Below are 20,817 nucleotides of genomic sequence, written 5' to 3' on the forward strand. Positions count from 1 at the left end.
CATGAGTACGGACAAGACTGTCTTCACCAACGCCAAAATGGCCGACGGCCTGTTGCGCGATGTTCATGTGGAGGCTGGACGGATCACCTCGATTGAGGCTGTGGGTTCGGATAGGGTATCCGCTTCCGTAATCGACGTCGCCGGGGATTTACTCGTACCGGGTTTTGTCGAAGGACACATTCATCTGGATACGAGCTTCCACGGCGACACATGGATGCCGCATCGCCCCTGCACCAATGGTTTCGACGTGCATGAGCGGGTCGCATTCCAGGCGGAAAACATGGCTATCGCCGCGCCGATGGACAAACGCGCGCGCGACCAACTCGATCTTTGCATCGGCAATGGAACGCTGCACATGCGCAGCCACGTCATGGTGGATGGCTCCGTCGGACTGAAATCGCTGGAGACCATTCTGGCGGTTCGTGAAGACTACAAGGATCTGATCGATATTCAGTTGGTCGCTTTTCCCCAGAGCGGAATCCTCAAAAGCCCCGGCACTTCGGAACTGCTGGATGAGGCAATAAAACTGGGTGCGGACCTCGTTGGCGGCCTTGACCCCGCAAGCTTCGACCGTGATGTGAACGGCCATCTCGATGTCGTTTTCGGCGTGGCGGAAAAACACGGCGTAGACATCGATATCCATCTTCATGACGCCGGAAGCATGGGCGCTTTCACCATTGAGGAAATTTGCGCACGAACAGTCGCGCTCGGCATGCAGGGCCATGTGGCAGTCAGCCATGCCTACGGGCTTGGCGACCTTGCCCCGTACGAAGCCCGCAAGATTGCCGCGACGATCGCCAGAAGCGGCGTCTCGATCATGACAAACGCGCCCGGCAACCATAATTTTCCACCTGTGGCACTGTTACGGCAGGAAGGGGTGACGGTTTTCAGCGGCAGCGACAACATCCGCGATTCCTGGTGGCCATATGGCGACGGCGATATGCTGCATCGCGCCGAAATCATCGGCTACCGCTCCGGCTTCTACACAGATGGTGAATTGAAAGCGGCATTCGACATTGTCACAAGCGAAGGCGCGAAGGCTCTTCGTTTAAACAACTACGGTGTTCACGTTGGCGCGAAAGCTGACTTCGTCACAGTTGCAGCGACTTGCGTTCCCGAAGCAGTCGTCGCATTTCCAAAAAATCGCCGGGTCTTTAAAGGCGGCAAAATGGTGGCGAATGGGAATAGAATCATCCGTTGAAAAGCGGTACTTGATCTGCGAGACCATATCCCGGGTGAAGGAAGTTACGAATATTGGCTTGAGGAGCCGATAGAGCGTTTCCATTGAACAAGGAAACGCTCTATCGGCCATTTTGTCGTCAAGGCTTCAAAGAAAGGCGCGCATTCGCTCTGCGATCTCAGCAGCATGCGTTTCCAGCGCAAAATGTCCCGTATCGAGGAAATGGATTTCTGCGTCTGGAAGATCGCGCCGGTAAGCTTCCGCCCCGGCCGGGATGAATGCCGGATCATGGCGCCCCCATACCGCTAACAGAGGTGGGCGGTGCTCGCGGAAATAAGACTGGAAGTCAGGATAAAGCGCAACATTGTTACGATAGTCTAGGATCAAATCCAGTTGGATATCGTCTGCACCGGGCCGAGCCATATAGGCGATGTCAAGTTCATACCCATCCGGTGACAGCAGTTTCGGATCAGCCCCGGTTCCATATTGCCAGTTGCGGATCGTGTCCGGTTCCAAGGAGGGACGGCAAGCTTCCCGGTTCGCTGCATTTGGTTCACGCCAATAGGTTTCCCAGGGTCCCCACTGGTCGCTGAACCCATCCACATAGGCGTTGCCATTCTGCGAAACGATGGCCGAGACCCGCTCAGGATGGCGCATCGCCAGACGCAATCCCACCGGCGCACCATAGTCGAAGATGTACAGCGCATACAGATCAAGCGAAAGAGCTTCGGTGAAACCCTCAATAATGTCGGCAAGGTGATCAAACGTATAGTCGAACGTGCCCCGCGGCGGTGCCTTCGTCTGCCCGAAGCCGGGCAGGTCCGGCGCAATGAGCCGAAAACGGTCGGCAAGCAGCGGCATCAAATCGCGAAACATGTGACTGGCGGTCGGAAATCCATGCAGTAGCAGGATCACCGGCGCATCACTTGGGCCGGCCTCTCGGTAGAAGACGTCAACATCGCCGATTTTTTTAGTTCCATAACGGACTGTCATCATATGATCTTTCTTTGGTTCTCCAGAAAGATAGTGCATTTCAGACTGGAGAATAATAAGAAACTTCTGCAAAGCTTGATTGCAGAATTGGAAACTCCGATGGACCGTCTTGAAGCGATCTCAATCTTCGTTGCTGTGGTAGATTACGGTTCCCTTGCCGGTGCTGCCCGTAAACTCGGCCTTTCTCCGGCCTCGGTAACGCGGGCTGTCGCACAGTTGGAAAACACGACAGGTGAGCGGCTTCTTGAGCGCACGACTCGTCGCTTTGCGATGACAGAGGCCGGCGAGCGTCATTTATCGACGTATCGATCGGTTCTGGAAGAGCTTGCTCGTCTTGATTCCCGTACCCAAGACAGGGATATCAGTGGCAACGTGGTGATCACCGCACCCGAACTCTTCGGGCGCATGAAAGTGATGCCCGTAGTCGAAAGCTTTCTGACAGCGCATCCTCGCGTGCAGGTTCGCGTGCTTTTCCTGAACCGCATAGTAGACCTTGTCGGCGAAGGTGTGGACATCGCCGTTCGCCTTGCGGATTTGCCGGATTCGTCGATGAGTGCCGTTAAGATAGGTGAGGTTCGTCGACTAACCTGCGCCGCCCCGTCCTACCTCGCCGAACGCTCTATGCCGAGCCGTCCCGCCGATTTGGCCAACCATTGGTGTATCGGCTTGAACGAGGGTGGAGCTCAGGAGCTGTGGCCCTATAGGGAAAGCGCGACAGCCCGCCGTGTGCGTTCGTTACGCGTAACATGCCGAATTGCATTGAACAGTGCGGGCGCGGCAATCGAAGCCGCCGAACGCGGAATGGGTATCGTGCGCCCGCTTTCCTATCAGGTTGAGCGACAGATCGCACACGGAGCTCTTGTTCCCCTTCTTCCCGAATACGAGCCCGATCCAATGCCAGTGCATCTTGTATTCCAGCCGCTACGGTTCGAAGGGGGAGCCCTACGCACTTTCATAAACTTCGCCGTACCTATCCTGCGAAAATCGGTTGCGGCACAGTGACGTCTTCGTTGAGACGCTCTCAAGGGATGACCTCACTCGAAACCATCCCAAGTAGATCAAATCGCTCATATGACCGTCGACTGAAAACATTCCCGTCCATCAGGCCAAAAGCGTCGCCTCAACGGCTGCGTCAATGAAGGCGTTCCGAGCTCCTTCATCCGCCGACCCGCGAGCAACGGCATCGCTGCATTGGCTCTTGGCTTCAACATAGAGAGCGCCATGTTCTGCGGGCCAGCGATTGTTCAGCGCGTCGAACGCTTCGACCGGGCCCTTAATCATCTCAGCATGACCGGTCCCTATCCGAACGGACACAGAGTTCTTCCATTCTATGGACATAGGTTCTCCTTGCCAGCTGTATGCCGGTACCCATAGGTGGGCATCCCGTGTGTGATGCGCAACTGGTGTCACGCCCGTCCGCATTTGCATCGCCATTGATGGCTGGAACGGACTCCCCCGGGGGATGCCCTATCTGCGATGGGATTTCCCCCTTTTTGCCGAGAGATGTGTTATGGAACCACTGTCACCCATTTTTTGGTGACGCAGGGGACACAAGATGGCATCGAAATCGGCGGTCGCTAAGAAAATGGGGGAAAGCATTTCATATGAGCCCCAGGAATTTGCGTTAAGGCATGGCATCCATCTGGAAGATGCTCGGCGAATCCTGACGCTCCACAAAGATGATCGTGACTCCTCAAACAGGGCAGCTCACAATCTCAACGGACTAAACTGAATCCATTTTACCACGGTTTATCGAAACACCTGATAAGATCAGGTGTGTTAGGCACCTCTATGCCGCGTCACTTTGATGCTGCCGCCGCGTGCTGGCGCACAACCGTCCTCGGCCACAATTTGACGTCGCCATCCGGCACCCAGTTGATCTTACGCATATCGTCATTGTAACGATATGCCCGGCTCTCAATATCAGAGAATTTCTTCTTTAGCAGGGACTCGTCTCCGCCGATCGGATTTGCTATGTACCCGCCAGAAGCTCCCTTGGGGCAAGGTTTCTAAAAAAAGTGCAACATCAGATCGACCTGCAGCGCCGAGCACTCTATGAAGACGGTTCAGACGAATAGTGGGACGTGCTTTCTTACCGTAAGCACCGCATCACGATCAGGATTAACAAAATAAGGAATGTAAATTGAAGGTAGATGTCCGAGATAACAACGTTGAGCAGGCTCTTCGCGTGCTCAAGAAAAGAATGCAGCGAGAAGGCGTTTTCCGCGAAATGCGGTTGCGTGAGCATTTCGAAAAGCCGTCGGTCAAACGGGCCAGAGAAAAAGCAGAGGGCGTCCGGCGCGTCAGGAAGATGGCTCGCAAGAAGTTGGAACGCGAAAGCGGGATTGCTGCCCCTAAGAAGACAATCAGGCCTGCGCGTTAAGTCTACTGCGAAATAGCGGTGCCTTTTTTGCCAACCGTCGTCAACCACGGTCCCGTCCGCATCCAACGCGTTGCGGACAGCTTTGGCGACTCTGGCGAAAAGGCTGGCAACCGAGGTCGCCGAAGATGGCGGTCTCAGCCCTGCGATGCTCTGATCCGCTTATCTTGGGTCCGGCTCATCGTCACCGTTAGTATTTGAAATAGAAAGACCACGAACTTGACGCCGACGCTTCATCTCCCCAACCGTCCGTTTTCGCTGGCAGCCAATGTTGTTTCGATACCTCGCGCTTACTTCTGGTCTCCGCCCATTATCCTCGCGCTGGCTGCCTTTCTGCTTTTCTGGGAAGGACCGGGCGTTTATCGCGATTTCCTGATCAGCCAGAACCCGGTTGTGGTGGAAGACGGTGACATTCAAGATGGTCAATGCACGACGCGAAAAGCGATCCTCACCGACTGCAAAGCTAGGCTTGTCTATAATGTCAACGGCCAGAGCTATGACACGAAGGTCGAAGTCATGTTTGTCGATTTTCATGTGGGAGACTATGAGACAGCACTGGTGATCTCGGCAGACCACCCCGAATTGGCGACGATAAGCCTTGGCCTCGACAAGCTCTGGAACCGGATCATAACGCTCGCGCTCTTCACCGTTGCACTGGGCGGTATGGGCATCGCGATGATCTTTTTTACCCTGCGCATTTTACGGGTTAAGAGCCAGCTACGCCGACCTGCTTTGCTCAAGCCCATTCCGGTTGAAATCACCGCCTTCGACCGCAAAAAAAATACTCTCTCCGTTACCTACAACGACAAGGTCGCCACCGATAAAACGGGCCGGTCCGCTTACACACACATGACCCAAGGTGCTGAGCCCTTGATCGTCGGCGAAGCCAACGGCAAACTTCTGGGCTTGGCTGTCCGACATGGCAACACGGCCCTGCCCATGCTCTTGGACGATCGCCTTCAACGTGTTGCATTGACCGACAACGAGCGAACCGCGGCGCTGGTGCCCTTCGCGGATCATATCGGGATCGATCAAGCGCCGGTTATCGGTGCGCCGAAAAAGACGATGTCGGCCTGGAAAGGCCTGCAAATTTTCGTCGGAACGTCGCTTTTGCTTATCGTCGGCATATTCGGCTTTTGGCTCTGGTATGTGACGACATCCCCAACCCAGTTTCAGTCTCCCGGCATGGACATCAACAATATGATGCCCGCTCCACTGAACCGCTGGGGCTGCGACCAACTCAAAACACGCTTCGGTCAAGACCGAGCACCATACGGATGCACTGCTGGCGACTACATGAGTTGGAAGTAGTGTTAGTCAAATCCTTGAAAGGAAATGAACCGCGAACCCGGTTATTTCCGGCGTTTAACGACCATCGATCTCAATGGAATCGTGAAATTTCATGCGCAAGGACCGATAAAGTTCGAGGCTGTAATGGGTTGTCGTCGCAAACAATCCGACGATTGCTCCGCTGGCTGATCCAGCGCAATATCGTTGCTATCCCGAAGTCCGTGCGCAAGGAGCGGACGGCTGAGAACTTCCAGGTCTTCGACTTCGAGCTCGACCAGGAAGACGTCACAGCCGTTGGCTCGCTCGACCAGAAAACCAGCAGCTTCTTCGATCATCGTGATCCGGAAAAGGTGAAGTGGCTTGGCACACGCAAGCTGTAAGTCGGTCTGACCACAGCGTGCCAGCCTTGCTGTCGAGTTCGATGCAACGATGCGAACAGTGTCTACACGGCAACCGGAGAATATTGCAGCCAGCCATAGCACATCAAGGTCAAAGATGATGTCGTAACGGCTTTGATTGTGTCACCGTATTCATATGCGCCCCGTTCTCTCGAGCGTCTCTCCGCCTTTGCCCAGGCCGTATCGAGAGTCGTGGTCTGCAAGCGCACCGATCAGGTCAAGGTTGGCAAGCTACCACGGCAGGATTTTAATTTACGGCGAGACTGGGGAAAATTGGTTTACTATTCACTGATACTCCACATAACGGCTGACCAGTCTACTACGTCGGCAAGGTCCGGACGGTAAGTTTGGTGCCGTCTGCGGACAAATATTGTTGTTGTCGTTAGATTTCCTTGGCCCGCCGAAACCGCAGACCCAGCTATAGATGTGACAATAATGGCCCATGATCCTGATTTGAAGCAGCAATACCGATCGCCCCACCATTGGCTGCGGTCGCAGGTTTGCCATCAATCGGCTTCGTAATCATCAGGCGGCCACCGTGGTGTATGTAGATCAACCGGCCTCTTGCATCCGTTTCTTCAGGGCGTCCTCCAAGAGCGACAAACGTTGCGTCATAAAATGCTTTGGATCGCTCCAAATCGTTACTGCCGATCATGACGTGGGTAAACATGCTCTACTCCTGCTGGCTCAACATCCCGGATTTACAAACCTAGTTGATTGGCGTCGTTGCACCAAACATCAATTCACCCGGCGTCAGGAAAATTTCAGCCACAGAAAAAAGGCTCCGAACAATGTCCGGAGCCTTTTCTTGTTGTCGGAACCATTATGCACGATCGACGATGTTTTTCACTTTTTCTTTTGCTTCGCCCTTGGCCTGCTGTGCATGACCCTTGGCCTCTTGCGCCGCGCCTTTGGCTTCCATTTCATGGTTGTCGGTCGCGTCGCCGACAGCCTGTCGGGCTTCGCCAGCTAATTCGTTGGCTTTGCCTTTAACCTTGTCCATTGTGCTACCCATTGTCGTTCTCCTTTTTTGAGCTGCATTGTTCGATCGGTAAAACAACGGATAACTGCGCTTTCTGGTTCCTCTGAAATTGCCAATCTTCTCGACGAACGGATTAACTCTTTATCAAAATGTCTCCGCCCAGCCGTTTCCCGCGCACGCTTTTACCTGCTTGCCGTTGGCGTCGGATAACTGCTGGTTTGCACGAGAGCTTCATGGAATTGAATGGAGGCGATTCGTCCGTTGATTGCCATCATGCTTGATCCGAGCAAGATGCGGTGCCGCTTCTCGAAGATGCTTGGCGACTAAGCCGTTCCGGCAAGCGCTCGAGCTCCGCCGGTCCTCAGGCTTCCAGGTTCAGGAACCATCCGGCATCAATCTCGCTTACTGGATATAGAAGCACAAAGGAAGGTAGCACCGACGTGTCCGGAGCCAGAATTCGCGTTATCGATCTTGAAACAGGCGGCAACGGCCCGGACGACGTTTGCGAGATCGGCTGGCAAGATGTCATCATGGACGAGTCCGGAAACTGGGATGTCGTCGATGAGCGCGGTGCACTTTTCGTCAACCCTGGTCGCCCGATCTCACCCGACACGATGGCCATCCATCATATCCTGGACAGCCAAGTTGCCGACGCGCCATACTGGAAGGAAATAGCATCAACTGTTCTTCGTCCACCCGGCCGCATCGATGCCTTGGCCGCTCATCGAGCAGCCTTCGAGCAAAGGTACTGTACGCCGCGGTTTACAGGTGGAACGCCCTGGATTTGCACATGGAAGTGCGCCTTGCGTGTCTGGCCACACCTTCCCCGGTTTTCCAACCAGATGCTGCGTTATCAAAGAATGCCGGTCGGGCTGGTGCACAAAATCGGATTGCCAGCCCATCGAGCGATGCCCGATGCCTATGTTACGGCTCATCACCTGCGAGACATGCTGAACGAAACCTCGCTTGAGGATTGCTTGGCATGGAGCAATGAGCCAGGTCTTTTGCCGCGCGTTACTGCCGGACCGGATCGGGGAAAATCTTGGGATCGTATCAGCACCCAAGCGCTCAACGTGCTTATCGCGGATCGGGATGTAGACGTACGATTCAGCGCACAGACTGAACTGACCCGTCGTCATGAAGACAAACCGTCTCAGAATGCGGAACCCGCGCAAGGAACGCTTGGATTCGAATGAACGAGAAGCATCCAAACACGCTCGATGGTCGCTACTTTGTCGTCCGGGGACGGCTCTGGCGTCGAAGTAATCCCGAACTCGATGAGATCACGCGTGCGGCACTGGTGCGCGAGTTGATGGCCGCTCGGAGGGCCGTTCGGGACGCAAAGGCATCTTCGCCAGCAATGGCAGAAGCTCGCAAAAGAGTGGATGCCGCCAAAGTTGCCCTCGGCGAACGCGGGCCCGTATGGTGGTGTGATGACGCGCCGGATTTCAACCGACATCTGGCGAAGAATACCCCATACTCTGCATGGTTTGCACAGTTGGAAAAGGAATGAAGTGGTACCCCAATTCTTAGCAAGCGGAGGCATACGAATGGAATTTGATCTTGCGCGCTTCGTTACAGCGCAGCATGACCTCTACAGCATAGCCCTGCATGAATTGCGTGCCGGTCGTAAGCAGTCGCATTGGATGTGGTTCATCTTCCCACAAATTCGCGGACTTAGTCGTTCGGATACTGCGCGCTTTTACGCGATCTCTGGACGCTCGGAGGCCGAAGCCTACTTGAGACATCCTATTTTGGGACCCCGCTTGGAGGAGTGTACGCACGCCATGCTCAGCCATCCTGATCTCAGCGCACATGACATTCTCGGATTTCCCGATGACCTCAAGTTTCATTCCAGCATGACGTTGTTTGGTGCCATAGCACAGGGTGGCTCGTCGTTTAAAGCCGCGCTTCAGATGTTTTATGAAGGTGAGGGCGATCAAGCCACGCCCGCAGCGTTGTAAAACCATAGCCAGATAGTTCGTTGACTTGAAAGCGGCGAAACACCATCTGTGCAGAATGCCGAAGCGTGAAAAAGATGACATCGAACTGATCAGAACATGGACCCTGCCAGCCGCTGTAACAATGGGGTCGGCGGTTCGTGCGAAAGGTGTTTTGCAAGAGATACAGGCAAGGCTGCCTGCAAGCTCAAAAAAGTCGATCTCGCTGGAAGGCGTCGATCTCACACTGGCGATGTCGGCTAGCGAAAAGACCGTATTCAACGCCGTGGCGACCATCGCTACGAAGGTGATAACCGACGCCGGTGCACTACCGGTCATTCCGCGCGAAATCGAGGACATCCTAACCATCAAGACCAGCGAGCGACATCGTTGGCTAGCCGACGGGCGTCTGCCGAGCGCCGGTACCAGAACCGTCAGACTGAACGGACGCGCCCGTCAGATTACGTTTCATGTCTTTGACCCAAAGGTGGTGGAGGATCTTCTCGACCGTGGAGTCGTGGAAGAGTGGCGGGTTGAAGATGCCGAAGCAAAAGCTGAAAAGAGGCAGCGAGTTGCGTATCAGGCAAAGCTGACGCGGTCGCTCAAGCAGGAGGCTGCGAAGCGCTCCAAGTTGTCGAAAGATAGCTCCAAGGATACGCCCCCGAAGCTCGGCGGCTGGGAAGAGTTCGACGTCGACGGACTGCTCCGTTGAGATTGTTTCCTAAGCTGGGTTTCGCGCGGTCAATCCGCTTGGAGTTGAACATCCCGCGCCTGTCGCCCTCTTGAACTCAATGACGAACTACACACCATAGCGCACAGGCGGAAGTCGACGCTGACGAACTTCGGGTACCGGTTGGTCGCGATCGCAGTTGGACAGACGGCTTCTTCCCTGAACAGGGAAGCGTTTTCCTATCCGAAAGACGTTGATCAAATCAGGATATCCGATATAGACATGAAAGCAGTCTATTTCGGGAGCCATGACCTTGAGCCGCAATTTTCTTGTCGTTGATCCCGAGGAGCATCAAACGGTTCTCAAGGCTCTCGCCTCACCCACCCGCATCTCCATGCTCAAGCTGCTTCAACAGAAGGGGCCGATGAATGTCAACGACATCGCCGCGGTGCTCAGCCTGCCGCAATCCAGCGTTTCGACGAGCGTCCAGTTGTTGCAGGAAGCCGGATTGATCCGCACGGAAACAATCAAGGCGCGCAAGGGAAGCCAGAAGATTTGCGAGTGTGTTTATGACGAGGTCCTGATCGTTCTGAAGGACAATATCAAAGAGACCGAACAGAACGCCATCGAAGTGTCGATGCCGTTGGGGCTCTATACCGGCTTCGAGGTATCCGCGCCATGCGGTCTGTGCTCGGTTGATGGCATCATCGGATTGCTCGACGTGCCGAGCACCTTCCTCGACCCGGACCGCATGAAAACCGCACTAATCTGGTTCACAAGAGGCTATGTCGAGTATCAATTTCCCAACAATGCAAGGCTTGCCAACGCACAGATCCGGGAGATCGAATTCGCTTTGGAACTGAGTTCGGAGGTTCCAGGCACCAGCGCGGACTGGCCGTCTGATATCACGCTGGCCGTCAACGGCATCGATGTTGCGACCTGGACTTCTCCGGGGGATTTTGGCGATCAGAGAGGCGTTTATACCCCGGACTGGTGGAAATTGAAGGGCTCGCAATACGGTAAGCTGAAGAGTTTCCGCGTCAATGAAGACGGTTCCTATGTCGATGGTTTGCGGATTTCCGACGTGCGACTTTCAGACCTGAAACTTGAGGCCCACCACTCCATTCGCCTGCGTATTGGCGTGAGGGAAGACGCAAAGCATCCGGGCGGAATCAATATTTTCGGTCGGGGTTTTGGCAATTACGATCAAGACATCCTGCTGCGACTTCGGACACGCTAGGTCCATACACGTGTGCAGCGCACAACACTTTTAACTTGACGGCCCGAACGTTCTTGGCTCTATTTATCTTAAATTGTGATATATATCATTAATACGGATATAATGGAGAACAACATGAAGGCGTCGGTTATCGCCCACCGCAAGTTCAAGATCGCGGAGATTGATCCGCGGCTCTATGGATCGTTCATCGAGCATCTCGGCCGGGCGGTCTATACCGGGATCTATGAGCCGGACCATCCGACTGCCGACGAAAATGGCATGCGCAAGGACGTCATCGACCTCGTAAGGGAATTGGAGGTTCCGATCGTACGCTATCCAGGCGGAAATTTTGTGTCAGCCTACAACTGGGAAGACGGTATCGGCCCGAAGAAAGACCGTCCTGTCAGGCTCGACCTTGCCTGGCACACCTCGGAAAGCAATCAGGTCGGTATTCATGAATTTGCCGACTGGTGCACCTCCGTTGGCACAGAGATGATGCTGGCCGTCAACCTCGGCTCGCGCGGTCTCGACGAGGCACGCAACTTTCTTGAATATGCCAATCACGAAGGCGGCAGCACCTGGAGTGACAAGCGCCGCGCCAATGGCCGCGAGGCTCCCTTCGACGTGCGTCTTTGGTGCCTTGGCAACGAGATGGATGGCCCCTGGCAGATCGGCCACAAGACGGCGGACGAATATGGCCGGCTCGCCCATGAGACGGCCAAGGCAATGCGCGCTTTCGACAGCCGCCTTGAGCTGGTCGTTTGCGGATCCTCGAACGCCCACATGCCAACCTATCCGCAGTGGGAAGCAACGGTTCTCGAACACACCTACGACGAGGTGGACTACATATCGCTGCATATGTATTTCGAGAACCGCGCCAAGGATACGGCAAACTACCTTGCCCGCAGCCTTGAGCTAGACGCCTATATCGGCACCGTTGCCGGGGTCATCGCCTATGTGAAATCGAAAAAGCGATCGGAGAAGGATGTTTACATCTCCTTCGACGAGTGGAACGTCTGGTATCACTCCAAGGAGAAGGACCGCGCAATTCTCGGCGGCAGCAATGGCTGGCCGGAAGCGCCTGCACTTCTGGAAGACGACTATAATTTCGAAGATGTGCTGCAGGTCGGCTGCATTCTCAACACGTTCATTAATCGATCTGACGTGGTGCGGATCGCCTGCCTTGCCCAACTCGTCAACGTGATTGCGCCGATTATGACGGTTCCGGGCGGTCCAGCCTGGCGCCAGACGATTTTCTATCCCTATTACTATGCATCGGTTTACGGACGCGGAACGGCGCTGAAGCTGATGGTCGATAGCCCGACTTACACAGCCGATGACGTTGGAGCCGTGCCTTATCTCGACGTTTCGGCCGTTCACGACGAAGCAAAGGGCAATGTGACGTTTTTTATCGTCAATCGACACCTTACCGACGCGCTGGAGCTCGATGTTCAACTGCTGGAATTCGGTGCTCTTTCGATTGCAGACGATCAGGTGATTGGCCATCCCAATATCAACATCACGAACACGGCAGAAAAGCCCGAGAACGTCGTGCCCGTAAAAGGAGATGGAGCCACACTCGACCAGGGACGGCTCACCGTCTCGATTGCACCGCTGAGTTACCGGATGATCCGCCTTTCGGCCTGATTGAGCGGGGAGACGAATGCGCCAGATGCCACTGTGGAGGGGGCGTCCGGCGAACAGATGAGGGAATGACGGGCGGGCGGGCCGGAAAGCGCGCAGGCACGGGGGAGGACAAGATGGAAACCCGAAATACGGACACGGCATTCATCTCGGTAACGAGGGAACGCGGCGACATGGCTTTGATGGCAGGGTGGAGACTGGCATGACTGCGCAGATCGAAATAGACAGCGTGACAAAGCGATACGGCGCGATGACAGTTCTGGAGAACCTGTCTCTCTCCGTCAAATCCAATGAGTTCATGGTCTTTCTCGGACCGTCGGGATGCGGAAAGTCCACCTTGCTGCGCATGATCGCTGGCCTCGAAAGTGTTGACGAGGGCACGATCTCAATCAACGGCCAGCGCATCGACACGCTACCACCCGGCAAGCGCGATATCGCCATGGTTTTCCAGTCCTACGCGCTCTATCCGCATATGACTGTCGCTGACAACATGGCCTTCGGTCTTCGCAACATCGGCGTTCCCCCAGAAACCGTGTCGACCCGTGTCGCCGAAGCGGCCCGGATGCTGGAAATCGGCCATCTGCTGGAACGCAAACCCGGCCAGCTTTCCGGAGGCCAGCGCCAGCGCGTCGCAATAGGGCGCGCTATCGTCAAGGAGCCGAAAGCGTTCCTGTTCGACGAACCCCTCTCCAATCTTGATGCCGCTCTGCGTGTCAGGACCCGCGTCGAGCTTGCCCAGCTTCGCAACCGTGTCAAGTCGACCATGATTTTCGTCACCCATGACCAGATCGAAGCCATGACGCTCGCAGACCGGGTGGTGGTCATGAACAACCGCAAAATCGAGCAGATCGGCACGCCGATGGACATCTATCTACGTCCGGCCAGCCGCTTCGTCGCAACCTTCGTCGGCTCGCCCACAATGAATTTCATGCCGGTTCAGATTTCCGAGAATGGCGGCCTTGCCGTTGCCACCCTGCCCGATGGCTCTCACCTGCAAACGGGGGTGCCCGCCAGCGGGCTGACAGCCGGACAACATACGCTTGGAATCCGCGCAGAGGCGATACGACGGGCTGGCGATGACGCGGTGTCAGCCACGAGCGGAACGGTGGAGGTGCTGGAACGGCTCGGCGACAGAACGTTGCTCTACACGCGGCTTGGTGATGGCAGCATGATCGTCGCAGAAGATATAGGCCTCAGCCGCGCTGCCATCGGCGACCGGATCGGGCTTACGCTAGATGGAAACCGCGCACATCTCTTTGATGCGGACGGTCGCGCCTATCATGCGAAGGATGGCGGCCATGGCTGAGACCCCGTCCACCGCACCGCGCAACGTTAAGTCTGTCAATGGCCCGCTCTGGCGCAATGCGCTTTTCGTTGCCCCCTATCTCTTCTTCTTCGTCACGCTACTTGTCGTCCCACTGTTCTGGGGCATCTGGATCAGTCTGCACAAGGCAGATGCCTTCGCGATAGGCCGCTTCGTCGGCATGACGAACTATATCCGCCTCTTCAACGACCGGATATTCATCCAGTCGATCTGGAATACGTTTTACTTCGTTGCGCTGACTGTCCCGGCCCTCGCCGTCATTGGTCTGCTGCTTGCGCTCGCACTCAACCGACAGACACGCACGGCGGCGATCCTGCGCACGGTTTTCTTCGCGTCTTCCGTCCTGTCTGTCACAATCGTTACGCTGGTCTGGCGCATCGTCTTCATTCCGAATTTCGGCCTGCTGTCGACGATTTACGGCTGGTTCGGTGCAACCGCCCCCGCATTTCTGTCCAACCCTGACTTGGTGATGATCGCGATTGCCATCGCCACGGTGTGGTGGTGTATCGGCCTTCCGATGATGCTCTATCTCGCCGCTCTTCAGCAGATTCCCGGCGACATCTACGAGGCCGCAGCGCTGGACAATGCCAGCCGCTGGCGCACCTTCCGCTTCATCACCTTCCCGTCGATCAAGCGAACCTTCGTATTGGTGGTCGTGGTCCAGATCGTGCTCCAGTTCCAATTGTTCGGTCAGGCAAAGCTGATGACGAACGGCGGACCGAACAATATCTCCAAGCCGCTTGTCCTCTACATCTACGAGGCAGCCTTCACGAAATGGGACCTCGGGCTCGGCGCGGCTGCTTCGGAAGTGCTGTTCGTCCTCATCCTGATCGCAGCGATGATCCAGTTTCTCGTGTCACGTCGAAAAGGAGATGCGGCATGAGCAATGAACGCGCTTCAGGCATGGTCGGCCGCACCAGGGGCGACCGGGTGATCCTCGGGCTCACCATCGCGACGGCTGTCATCATGATGGCACCGCTCGTCTGGGTCGTTGCCCTGTCCATCAAAGACAACAAGGAACTGATGGTCAGCATGAACGCTGTGTTCCATGCGCCCTACACCATTCAGAACTACATCAACATCCTGGCAACGTCCTCAGTATTCCGTTGGATTCTCAACAGCCTGATCGTTGCTGGGGGCATGACGATCGGCACGCTGGTCCTGTCCTCGCTGGCCGGTTACGGTTTTGCTCGGTTGAACTTTCCCTTCAGCAACGTGATCTTTGTCCTCGTCCTGATGGGACTTGCCGTGCCGGAACAGGCGGTGCTGATTGCGCGCCACCAGATCTTCAGCTGGCTTAAATTCCACAACAGCTACCATGGCCTCATCCTGCCCGGCCTGTCGGCACCCTTCGGCGTGTTCCTGATGACGCAGTATTTCCGCGCCATTCCCAAAGAGCTGGATGAGGCGGCATTGCTCGACAATGCCAGTCGCTTTAAAATCTTCTGGAAAGTGCTTCTGCCTTTGACGCTACCAGCACAGGCAACGCTTGGCATTTTCACTTTTCTCAATGCCTGGAACGATTACTTCTGGCCGCTGATTTCGGGCACCAAGAAGGAAATGTACACGCTAACGGTCGGCATCGCCTCGACACAGACCAATTTCGCGCAGTCGGAAGGCCTGGGCTTCCTGATGTCGCAGGCGGTCTTTGCGGGCGCGCCGATCCTCATCCTGTATCTCTTCTTCCAGAAATACATCGTCACAGCTGTCTCGGGTGCCGCGGTGCGTTGAACCCAAACTCTTCGAACGAGCCGGCGTCATTGAACGCTGGATCAAACAACCGATCATGAACGGAGGATACTATCATGATGCAGGTACTTAGACGATCGTTCCTGGCGGCGGCATCCGTCGTTGCGCTGATGGGGGCAAGTCCCGCCTCCGCAGCCACGGAACTGACCTTGCAGCGCTTTTTTGGTGCCTGCGATGCAGACTTCGGCACCAATACAGATGTTACCAAAGCCGTGGGCGAATGCGGGATCATCACCTCGATCATCAACAAGTTCAACGCCGACAATCCCGACATCCACATTTCGGTCACCACGGTTGAATGGCCGGGCTATGACCAGTTGACCGCGCAGTTCGCTGCCGGTGATCCGCCTGATATCGTCTCGATCCATCACTCGGCGATCTCCGACTACCAGTCCAAGGGATTGCTGCTTCCGCTTGACGAGTTGCTCTCGAAGAACGGCATTACGCCAGACCTCTTCACAGACGCGGCACGTGGCGGTGTGACAAAGGAAGGCAAGATATACGGCCTTCCGATTGATAACTGGACCATGTTGTTTCACATCAACATGGACCTCTTCAAACAGGCAGGTCTGGTCAATGCAGATGGCACGCCGACGCTTCCGACAAGCGTCGAAGAGCTTCTGGCGCAGGCCAAGCAGTTCCGGGAAAAGACCGGCAAGCCGTACATGATCCAGAACCTTGCCAATGAAAAGGCGTTGTTTGCACGCAATTTCTACACCTACCTCTTCCAGCAGGATTCTGATTTCTTCGCCGATCCGACCAAGGTCAAGCTGCAAACGCCGGAGGCAAAAAAGGTCCTTGAACTCTACAAGGCGCTTTACGATAACAACGATACCACCAAGGACATGGACTATGCGGGTGCAATCAACGCATTTCTGGCCGGCGAAGGCGGCGTGCAGCTAAACGGCACCTGGGTGATTGGCGATTACAATGCCTCCTCGGAAACGAAGGGCACCGCGCTGAATAAGGGCGGCTATGCCGTATACCCCTACCCGCAGCTCTTCTCCGGCAAGAAGGCGCAATATGCCGACGGCCACGCCTGGGGTATTTCCCAAAAGGACCGGAGCGAGGAGCAAACTGCCGCCATTGGCAAGTTCCTGAAGTTCTTCGCCGACAACGACTTCGAATGGGCGCGCACCGGCCATCTGCCGTCGGTGAAGGCCGTTCTGGACAGTGCAGCATTCAAGGCCCTGCCGCATCGCGACACGGTTTCGGCAATCGCAACGCTGGGTACGCCGCTGCCGCCTACGGTCCAGCGCCAGTTCGCGATCCAGAATATTGTCGGCGAGGAAATGAACGCCGCCATCATCGGCCAGAAGGATGTTGACGCGGCGCTTGCCGATATGGAATCGCGGATCAACGACCTGCTCGCCAATCTCTGAAGGTCCATTCTCCCAGACCTTCAACGCCACGGCCCGCTGCTATCCATCGAGCAGCGGGCCGTGTGCTTTAATCTGTTGCCAGGTGGAAGGAGATATGAAAGCGTCACAATGCCGCGTGTGATGTTTTGGCACGCGGTAATTTGGCACGCAGCCGTCCAACACAAACAAGAATAGAACGACAAGCAATCTCGTGCCTTGATTGGAGGTCAAATTGTTTGATGGTTTCAGTGCGGAGCTTCTGGCACGCATACAGTTTGCGTTTACAGTATCCTTCCACTTTATCTTCCCGGCCTTCTCAATCGGCACCGCCAGCTATCTTGCGGTGTTGAATGCGCTGTGGCTGTGGAAACGTGACCCGGTCTATCTGAAGCTCTTCGAATACTGGAAACCGATTTTTGCCATCACCTTCGGCATGGGTGTCGTGTCCGGTATCGTGATGAGCTATCAGTTCGGCACGAACTGGGCGGTGTTTTCCGACAAGGTCGGGCCGGTGATTGGCCCGCTCATGGGCTATGAGGTTCTGACCGCGTTTTTCCTTGAGGCTGGATTTCTGGGCATCGCTTTGTTCGGGCGCAAACGCGTGGGCGATAGCCTGCATATGTTTGCCGTTGCCATGGTGGCTGTCGGTACCCTCATTTCCGCCACCTGGATATTGTCTGCAAACAGCTGGATGCAGACACCGCAGGGTTTCACCATTGGTGAAAACGGGCAGTTTCTGCCTGCGGACTGGTGGAAGATCATCTTCAATCCGTCCTTTCCCTATCGCCTCGTTCACACCGTGCTGGCCGCATTCTTGACCACGGCTTTTGGCGTTGGCGCTGTCGGTGCCTATCACCTGTTGCGAGACAAGAGCAATCGGCAGGCGCAGGTCATATTTTCCATGGCCATGTGGATGGCGGCTCTCGTCACCCCGATCCAGATATTTGTCGGCGATCTGCACGGCATCAACACGTTGGAACATCAGCCAGCGAAGATCGCAGCGATGGAGGGCCATTATGAAACGCACCGTGGCGCGCCACTCATTCTCTTCGGAATTCCCGATGATGAAGCCGAAGTGACGAAATACGCAGTGGAGATACCAAGGCTTGGTTCATTGATCCTGACCCATTCGCTGGACGGCGAGATCAAGGGCCTGAAAGAGTGGAATAAAAACGACCGCCCCAAGGCGCTGATCCCGTTCATCACCTTCCGGGTCGTGGTCGGGCTTGGCGTGCTGATGCTGCTTGTTGGCCTTTGGTCGTTGTGGGCGCGGTGGAGAGACTGTCTCTATGATAATCGCCTGCTTCACAGAGCCTCGTTAATGATGGGACCATCTGGATTTGTGGCCGTGCTTGCGGGTTGGTACACGACCGAAGTGGGCCGCCAGCCCTATACGGTCTATGGCCTGTTGCGAACATCGGACAGCCTGTCTCCCATCGATGCTCCTGCCGTCGGCGCATCACTCATCGCTTTCATTATCGTCTACTTCCTCGTGTTCGGCGCAGGCGTGTTTTACCTGCTTCGGCTGATGCGACGCACACCCGTGCTTGATGAGGATCATGAGCTGGATCACGCCCCAACCCGCACGGCGGGGATAACGCCCGGCCCTGCGCAGAACCTTTCGGGAGGCCATCATGATGTTTGATCTTGCGTTTGTCTGGGCTGCCATCATCGCCTTCGCAGTTCTGGCCTATGTCATCCTTGATGGCTTCGATCTCGGCATCGGCATTCTGTTCCCATTCTTCGCGAAAAGACATGACCGGGACGTCATGACGAACTCGATCGCTCCTGTCTGGGATGGAAACGAAACATGGCTGGTGCTGGGCGGTGGCGGGTTGATGGCTGTCTTTCCCGTTGCCTATGCCACGGTGCTGCCTGCCCTCTACATGCCCATCATCCTCATGTTGCTAGGGCTGATCTTTCGCGGCGTTGCGTTCGAGTTTCGCTGGCGAACGACGCGCGGTAGCATCTGGTGGGATTGGGGCTTCTGCATCGGCTCGACAATCGCCGCCATGATGCAGGGCATCGCACTTGGAGCGTTGGTGCAGGGCATCCAGATTACCAACCGCGCCTATTCCGGCGGATGGTGGGATTGGCTGACGCCGTTCAGCATCACAACAGGACTGGCCGTTGTCGTGGGTTACGCATTGCTGGGTGCAACTTGGCTCAACTTGAAGACGGTGGGCGAGTTGCAAGCGAAGGCACGCAAGATTGCCATGGGGACTGCTGCGGGGACCCTTGCCCTCATCGGCGTGGTCAGCCTTTGGACGCCCTTTATCAACCGGGTTTATTTCGAGCGATGGTTTGGTTGGCCAACAGCATTTTTCTCAGCCTTCGTACCACTGCTTGTCGCGTTATGCGCGGCAGCGCTCTGGCAGGGCTTGAGGCAAGACAAGCACCTGCAGCCTTTTCTGGCAGCGCTTGGCATCTTCGTCATTTGTTTTACCGGTCTCGGCGTCAGCTTTTATCCCTATATCGTGCCGGGAGCTCTGACGATCTGGGAAGCGGCAGCACCGGATAGCTCTCTGGCATTCCTGCTGGTGGGTGCAAGTGTGCTGATACCCATAATCCTTGCCTACACAGGCTATGCCTACTGGGTGTTTCGCGGCAAGATCGATCCGGAAGAGGGATATCACTGATGCCAACATCTCTTTCCAGACGGCTGTTGTGGTTCGTTGGCATCTGGCTGATAAGCGTGCTCTTTCTCTTCGTCGTCGCATACGTAATCCGACTGATGATCTTTGGATGGAGCTGATTACGCGTCGAGCGGACGCGATCCGGTTATCTTCTGATCACGAGCGCTATTGGTGCATAACGCCCTTCACATGGATGAATGCTCGTCAAAGCGAGATGCCCGATCAGTTGAGATCGGGCATTTCCTTCGCCCTCAGAAAATCTGCCGCAAGATGACGTAAAGCACGAAGGCAATAGCGATCGAGGCCGGAAGCGTCAGCACCCACGCGACCATCATGTTGCGAACGGTTGACCATTGCAAACCCGAACCGTTGGCCGCCATGGTACCCGCTACGCCGCATGAAAGCACATGCGTTGTGGACACCGGCAGTCCAAAGTGGTCGGCGGCACCGATAGTGACCATGGCGACGACTTCCGCAGCCGCCCCCTGCCCGTAGGTCAGATGGGTCTTACCGATCTTTTCGCCCACGGTTACAACGATGCGCCGCCAGCCGATCATCGTGCCAAGGCCAAGCGCCAAGGCGACTGCGACCTTGACCCAAGTCGGGATGAACTTCGTCGCGTTGTCGACGGCCATATGATAGGAGGTCACTGCCGCGAGATCCGCCTCCTCCATGGCCAAGAGTTTCTTCTTGTCGATCAGCTTCAGCGCTTCGCCGATCAGGTAAATGTCATTGCGGACGTTGCCAACCATCGTAAGCGGTGTCTTGCCGGCACCTTGATCAAATTTCGCCTTTCTAATGTCGATGATTTGACCCTCGGCCGGACGACAACGATCCACCAACTGCTGTCACGAGGAGTACATCCGGTAAATCAGCACCGCGATCAGAGCGGCTACGATTACCATGACAGCTCGTTCCAACCATCGCACGAATCTCGATTTTGACTGATGGCCGGACATCATATTGCCAAGCACATCACCAAGGAATTGCAACAGCTCACCCACAGTCTTCGACCTCGAATTGCGTCCGGAACCTGGGAGTTTGGCGTAGT

At 55.7% G+C, this 20,817-nt stretch carries 21 protein-coding genes and 2 pseudogenes; 18 read left to right on the forward strand and 5 right to left on the reverse strand.

The window, feature by feature from the left end; all coding sequences use genetic code 11:
* Position 1: 1 nt before the first annotated feature.
* Positions 2–1,201 (forward strand): amidohydrolase family protein, encoded by a 1,200-nt coding sequence (locus tag DSM25558_RS19865; RefSeq protein ID WP_077106421.1) that lies wholly within the window; start codon positions 2–4, stop codon positions 1,199–1,201.
* A 126-nt stretch (positions 1,202–1,327) separates the two neighbouring features.
* On the opposite strand, the gene DSM25558_RS19870 is transcribed toward DSM25558_RS19865, so the two are convergent.
* Complete coding sequence (locus DSM25558_RS19870) at positions 1,328–2,173, reverse strand: alpha/beta fold hydrolase (RefSeq protein WP_077106444.1); 846 nt, start codon at positions 2,171–2,173, stop codon at positions 1,328–1,330.
* A gap of 99 nt (positions 2,174–2,272) precedes the next feature.
* On the opposite strand from DSM25558_RS19870, the gene DSM25558_RS19875 reads away from it, so the two are divergent.
* Positions 2,273–3,175: a LysR family transcriptional regulator gene (locus DSM25558_RS19875; protein ID WP_077106445.1), complete on the forward strand. Its 903-nt coding sequence runs from the start codon at positions 2,273–2,275 to the stop codon at positions 3,173–3,175.
* Positions 3,176–3,274: 99 nt separating this feature from the next.
* Here the strand turns inward: DSM25558_RS19875 and DSM25558_RS19880 are convergent, their stop codons facing one another.
* Positions 3,275–3,511 (reverse strand): DUF982 domain-containing protein, encoded by a 237-nt coding sequence (locus DSM25558_RS19880; protein ID WP_077106422.1) that lies wholly within the window; start codon positions 3,509–3,511, stop codon positions 3,275–3,277.
* A gap of 805 nt (positions 3,512–4,316) precedes the next feature.
* Between DSM25558_RS19880 and rpsU the strand changes: the two genes are divergently transcribed.
* The 3 genes from rpsU (at position 4,317) to DSM25558_RS19895 (ending at position 6,223) form a co-directional block, all read left to right on the forward strand.
* Complete coding sequence (gene rpsU, locus DSM25558_RS19885; protein WP_067653058.1) at positions 4,317–4,556, forward strand: 30S ribosomal protein S21; 240 nt, start codon at positions 4,317–4,319, stop codon at positions 4,554–4,556.
* Between the two features lie 216 nt (positions 4,557–4,772).
* Positions 4,773–5,864, forward strand: coding sequence for a hypothetical protein (locus tag DSM25558_RS19890; protein WP_077106423.1), 1,092 nt, complete (start codon positions 4,773–4,775; stop codon positions 5,862–5,864).
* 128 nt (positions 5,865–5,992) lie between these two features.
* Entirely contained in the window at positions 5,993–6,223 is a 231-nt protein-coding gene (locus tag DSM25558_RS19895; protein WP_244554261.1) for an aldo/keto reductase, read from the forward strand.
* A 460-nt stretch (positions 6,224–6,683) separates the two neighbouring features.
* On the opposite strand, the pseudogene DSM25558_RS19900 reads toward DSM25558_RS19895, so the two are convergent.
* Positions 6,684–6,911 (reverse strand): annotated as a pseudogene (locus DSM25558_RS19900) (VOC family protein); the annotation flags it as partial.
* 153 nt (positions 6,912–7,064) lie between these two features.
* Positions 7,065–7,256, reverse strand: a complete 192-nt coding sequence (locus DSM25558_RS19905; RefSeq protein ID WP_077106424.1) for a CsbD family protein — start codon at positions 7,254–7,256, stop codon at positions 7,065–7,067.
* A 407-nt stretch (positions 7,257–7,663) separates the two neighbouring features.
* Here DSM25558_RS19905 and DSM25558_RS19910 point away from each other — a divergent pair, with 407 nt between their 5' ends.
* The 13 genes from DSM25558_RS19910 to DSM25558_RS19970 all read left to right on the forward strand — a co-directional run bounded on the left by DSM25558_RS19910 (position 7,664) and on the right by DSM25558_RS19970 (position 19,885).
* Positions 7,664–8,419 (forward strand): exonuclease domain-containing protein, encoded by a 756-nt coding sequence (locus DSM25558_RS19910; RefSeq protein WP_077106425.1) that lies wholly within the window; start codon positions 7,664–7,666, stop codon positions 8,417–8,419.
* The gene (locus DSM25558_RS19915; RefSeq protein ID WP_077106426.1) at positions 8,416–8,736 is read left to right on the forward strand and encodes a hypothetical protein; all 321 of its coding nucleotides are present in this window, start codon (positions 8,416–8,418) and stop codon (positions 8,734–8,736) included. Before DSM25558_RS19910 ends, DSM25558_RS19915 begins: the two co-directional genes overlap by 4 nt.
* A gap of 37 nt (positions 8,737–8,773) precedes the next feature.
* Positions 8,774–9,187, forward strand: coding sequence for a DUF1810 domain-containing protein (locus DSM25558_RS19920; RefSeq protein ID WP_077106427.1), 414 nt, complete (start codon positions 8,774–8,776; stop codon positions 9,185–9,187).
* A gap of 55 nt (positions 9,188–9,242) precedes the next feature.
* The gene (locus DSM25558_RS19925; protein ID WP_077106428.1) at positions 9,243–9,875 is read left to right on the forward strand and encodes a hypothetical protein; all 633 of its coding nucleotides are present in this window, start codon (positions 9,243–9,245) and stop codon (positions 9,873–9,875) included.
* A gap of 271 nt (positions 9,876–10,146) precedes the next feature.
* Complete coding sequence (locus DSM25558_RS19930; RefSeq protein WP_077106446.1) at positions 10,147–11,073, forward strand: ArsR/SmtB family transcription factor; 927 nt, start codon at positions 10,147–10,149, stop codon at positions 11,071–11,073.
* Positions 11,074–11,187: 114 nt separating this feature from the next.
* Positions 11,188–12,699 (forward strand): arabinosylfuranosidase ArfA, encoded by a 1,512-nt coding sequence (locus tag DSM25558_RS19935; RefSeq protein ID WP_077106429.1) that lies wholly within the window; start codon positions 11,188–11,190, stop codon positions 12,697–12,699.
* A 199-nt stretch (positions 12,700–12,898) separates the two neighbouring features.
* Positions 12,899–14,002, forward strand: coding sequence for an ABC transporter ATP-binding protein (locus DSM25558_RS19940; RefSeq protein ID WP_077106430.1), 1,104 nt, complete (start codon positions 12,899–12,901; stop codon positions 14,000–14,002).
* Positions 13,995–14,903: a carbohydrate ABC transporter permease gene (locus tag DSM25558_RS19945; protein WP_244554262.1), complete on the forward strand. Its 909-nt coding sequence runs from the start codon at positions 13,995–13,997 to the stop codon at positions 14,901–14,903. The genes DSM25558_RS19940 and DSM25558_RS19945 overlap by 8 nt, the downstream gene beginning before the upstream one ends.
* Positions 14,900–15,751: a carbohydrate ABC transporter permease gene (locus DSM25558_RS19950; RefSeq protein WP_077106432.1), complete on the forward strand. Its 852-nt coding sequence runs from the start codon at positions 14,900–14,902 to the stop codon at positions 15,749–15,751. Before DSM25558_RS19945 ends, DSM25558_RS19950 begins: the two co-directional genes overlap by 4 nt.
* A 77-nt stretch (positions 15,752–15,828) precedes the next feature.
* Complete coding sequence (locus tag DSM25558_RS19955; protein ID WP_371480273.1) at positions 15,829–17,151, forward strand: extracellular solute-binding protein; 1,323 nt, start codon at positions 15,829–15,831, stop codon at positions 17,149–17,151.
* A 211-nt stretch (positions 17,152–17,362) separates the two neighbouring features.
* Positions 17,363–18,775, forward strand: a complete 1,413-nt coding sequence (locus DSM25558_RS19960; protein WP_083716586.1) for a cytochrome ubiquinol oxidase subunit I — start codon at positions 17,363–17,365, stop codon at positions 18,773–18,775.
* Entirely contained in the window at positions 18,765–19,769 is a 1,005-nt protein-coding gene (gene cydB / locus DSM25558_RS19965; protein ID WP_077106435.1) for a cytochrome d ubiquinol oxidase subunit II, read from the forward strand. Before DSM25558_RS19960 ends, cydB begins: the two co-directional genes overlap by 11 nt.
* A complete protein-coding gene (locus DSM25558_RS19970; RefSeq protein WP_077106436.1) occupies positions 19,769–19,885 on the forward strand; it encodes a DUF2474 family protein in 117 nt (38 codons plus the stop codon). The genes cydB and DSM25558_RS19970 overlap by 1 nt, the downstream gene beginning before the upstream one ends.
* 132 nt (positions 19,886–20,017) lie before the next feature.
* Here DSM25558_RS19970 and DSM25558_RS19975 read toward each other — a convergent pair.
* Positions 20,018–20,527, reverse strand: a pseudogene (locus tag DSM25558_RS19975) (inorganic phosphate transporter); the annotation flags it as partial.
* Positions 20,528–20,817 lie beyond the last annotated feature (290 nt).

Origin of the sequence: Agrobacterium sp. DSM 25558 (genome assembly GCF_900100825.1) — a bacterium.
Classification (GTDB): domain Bacteria; phylum Pseudomonadota; class Alphaproteobacteria; order Rhizobiales; family Rhizobiaceae; genus Agrobacterium.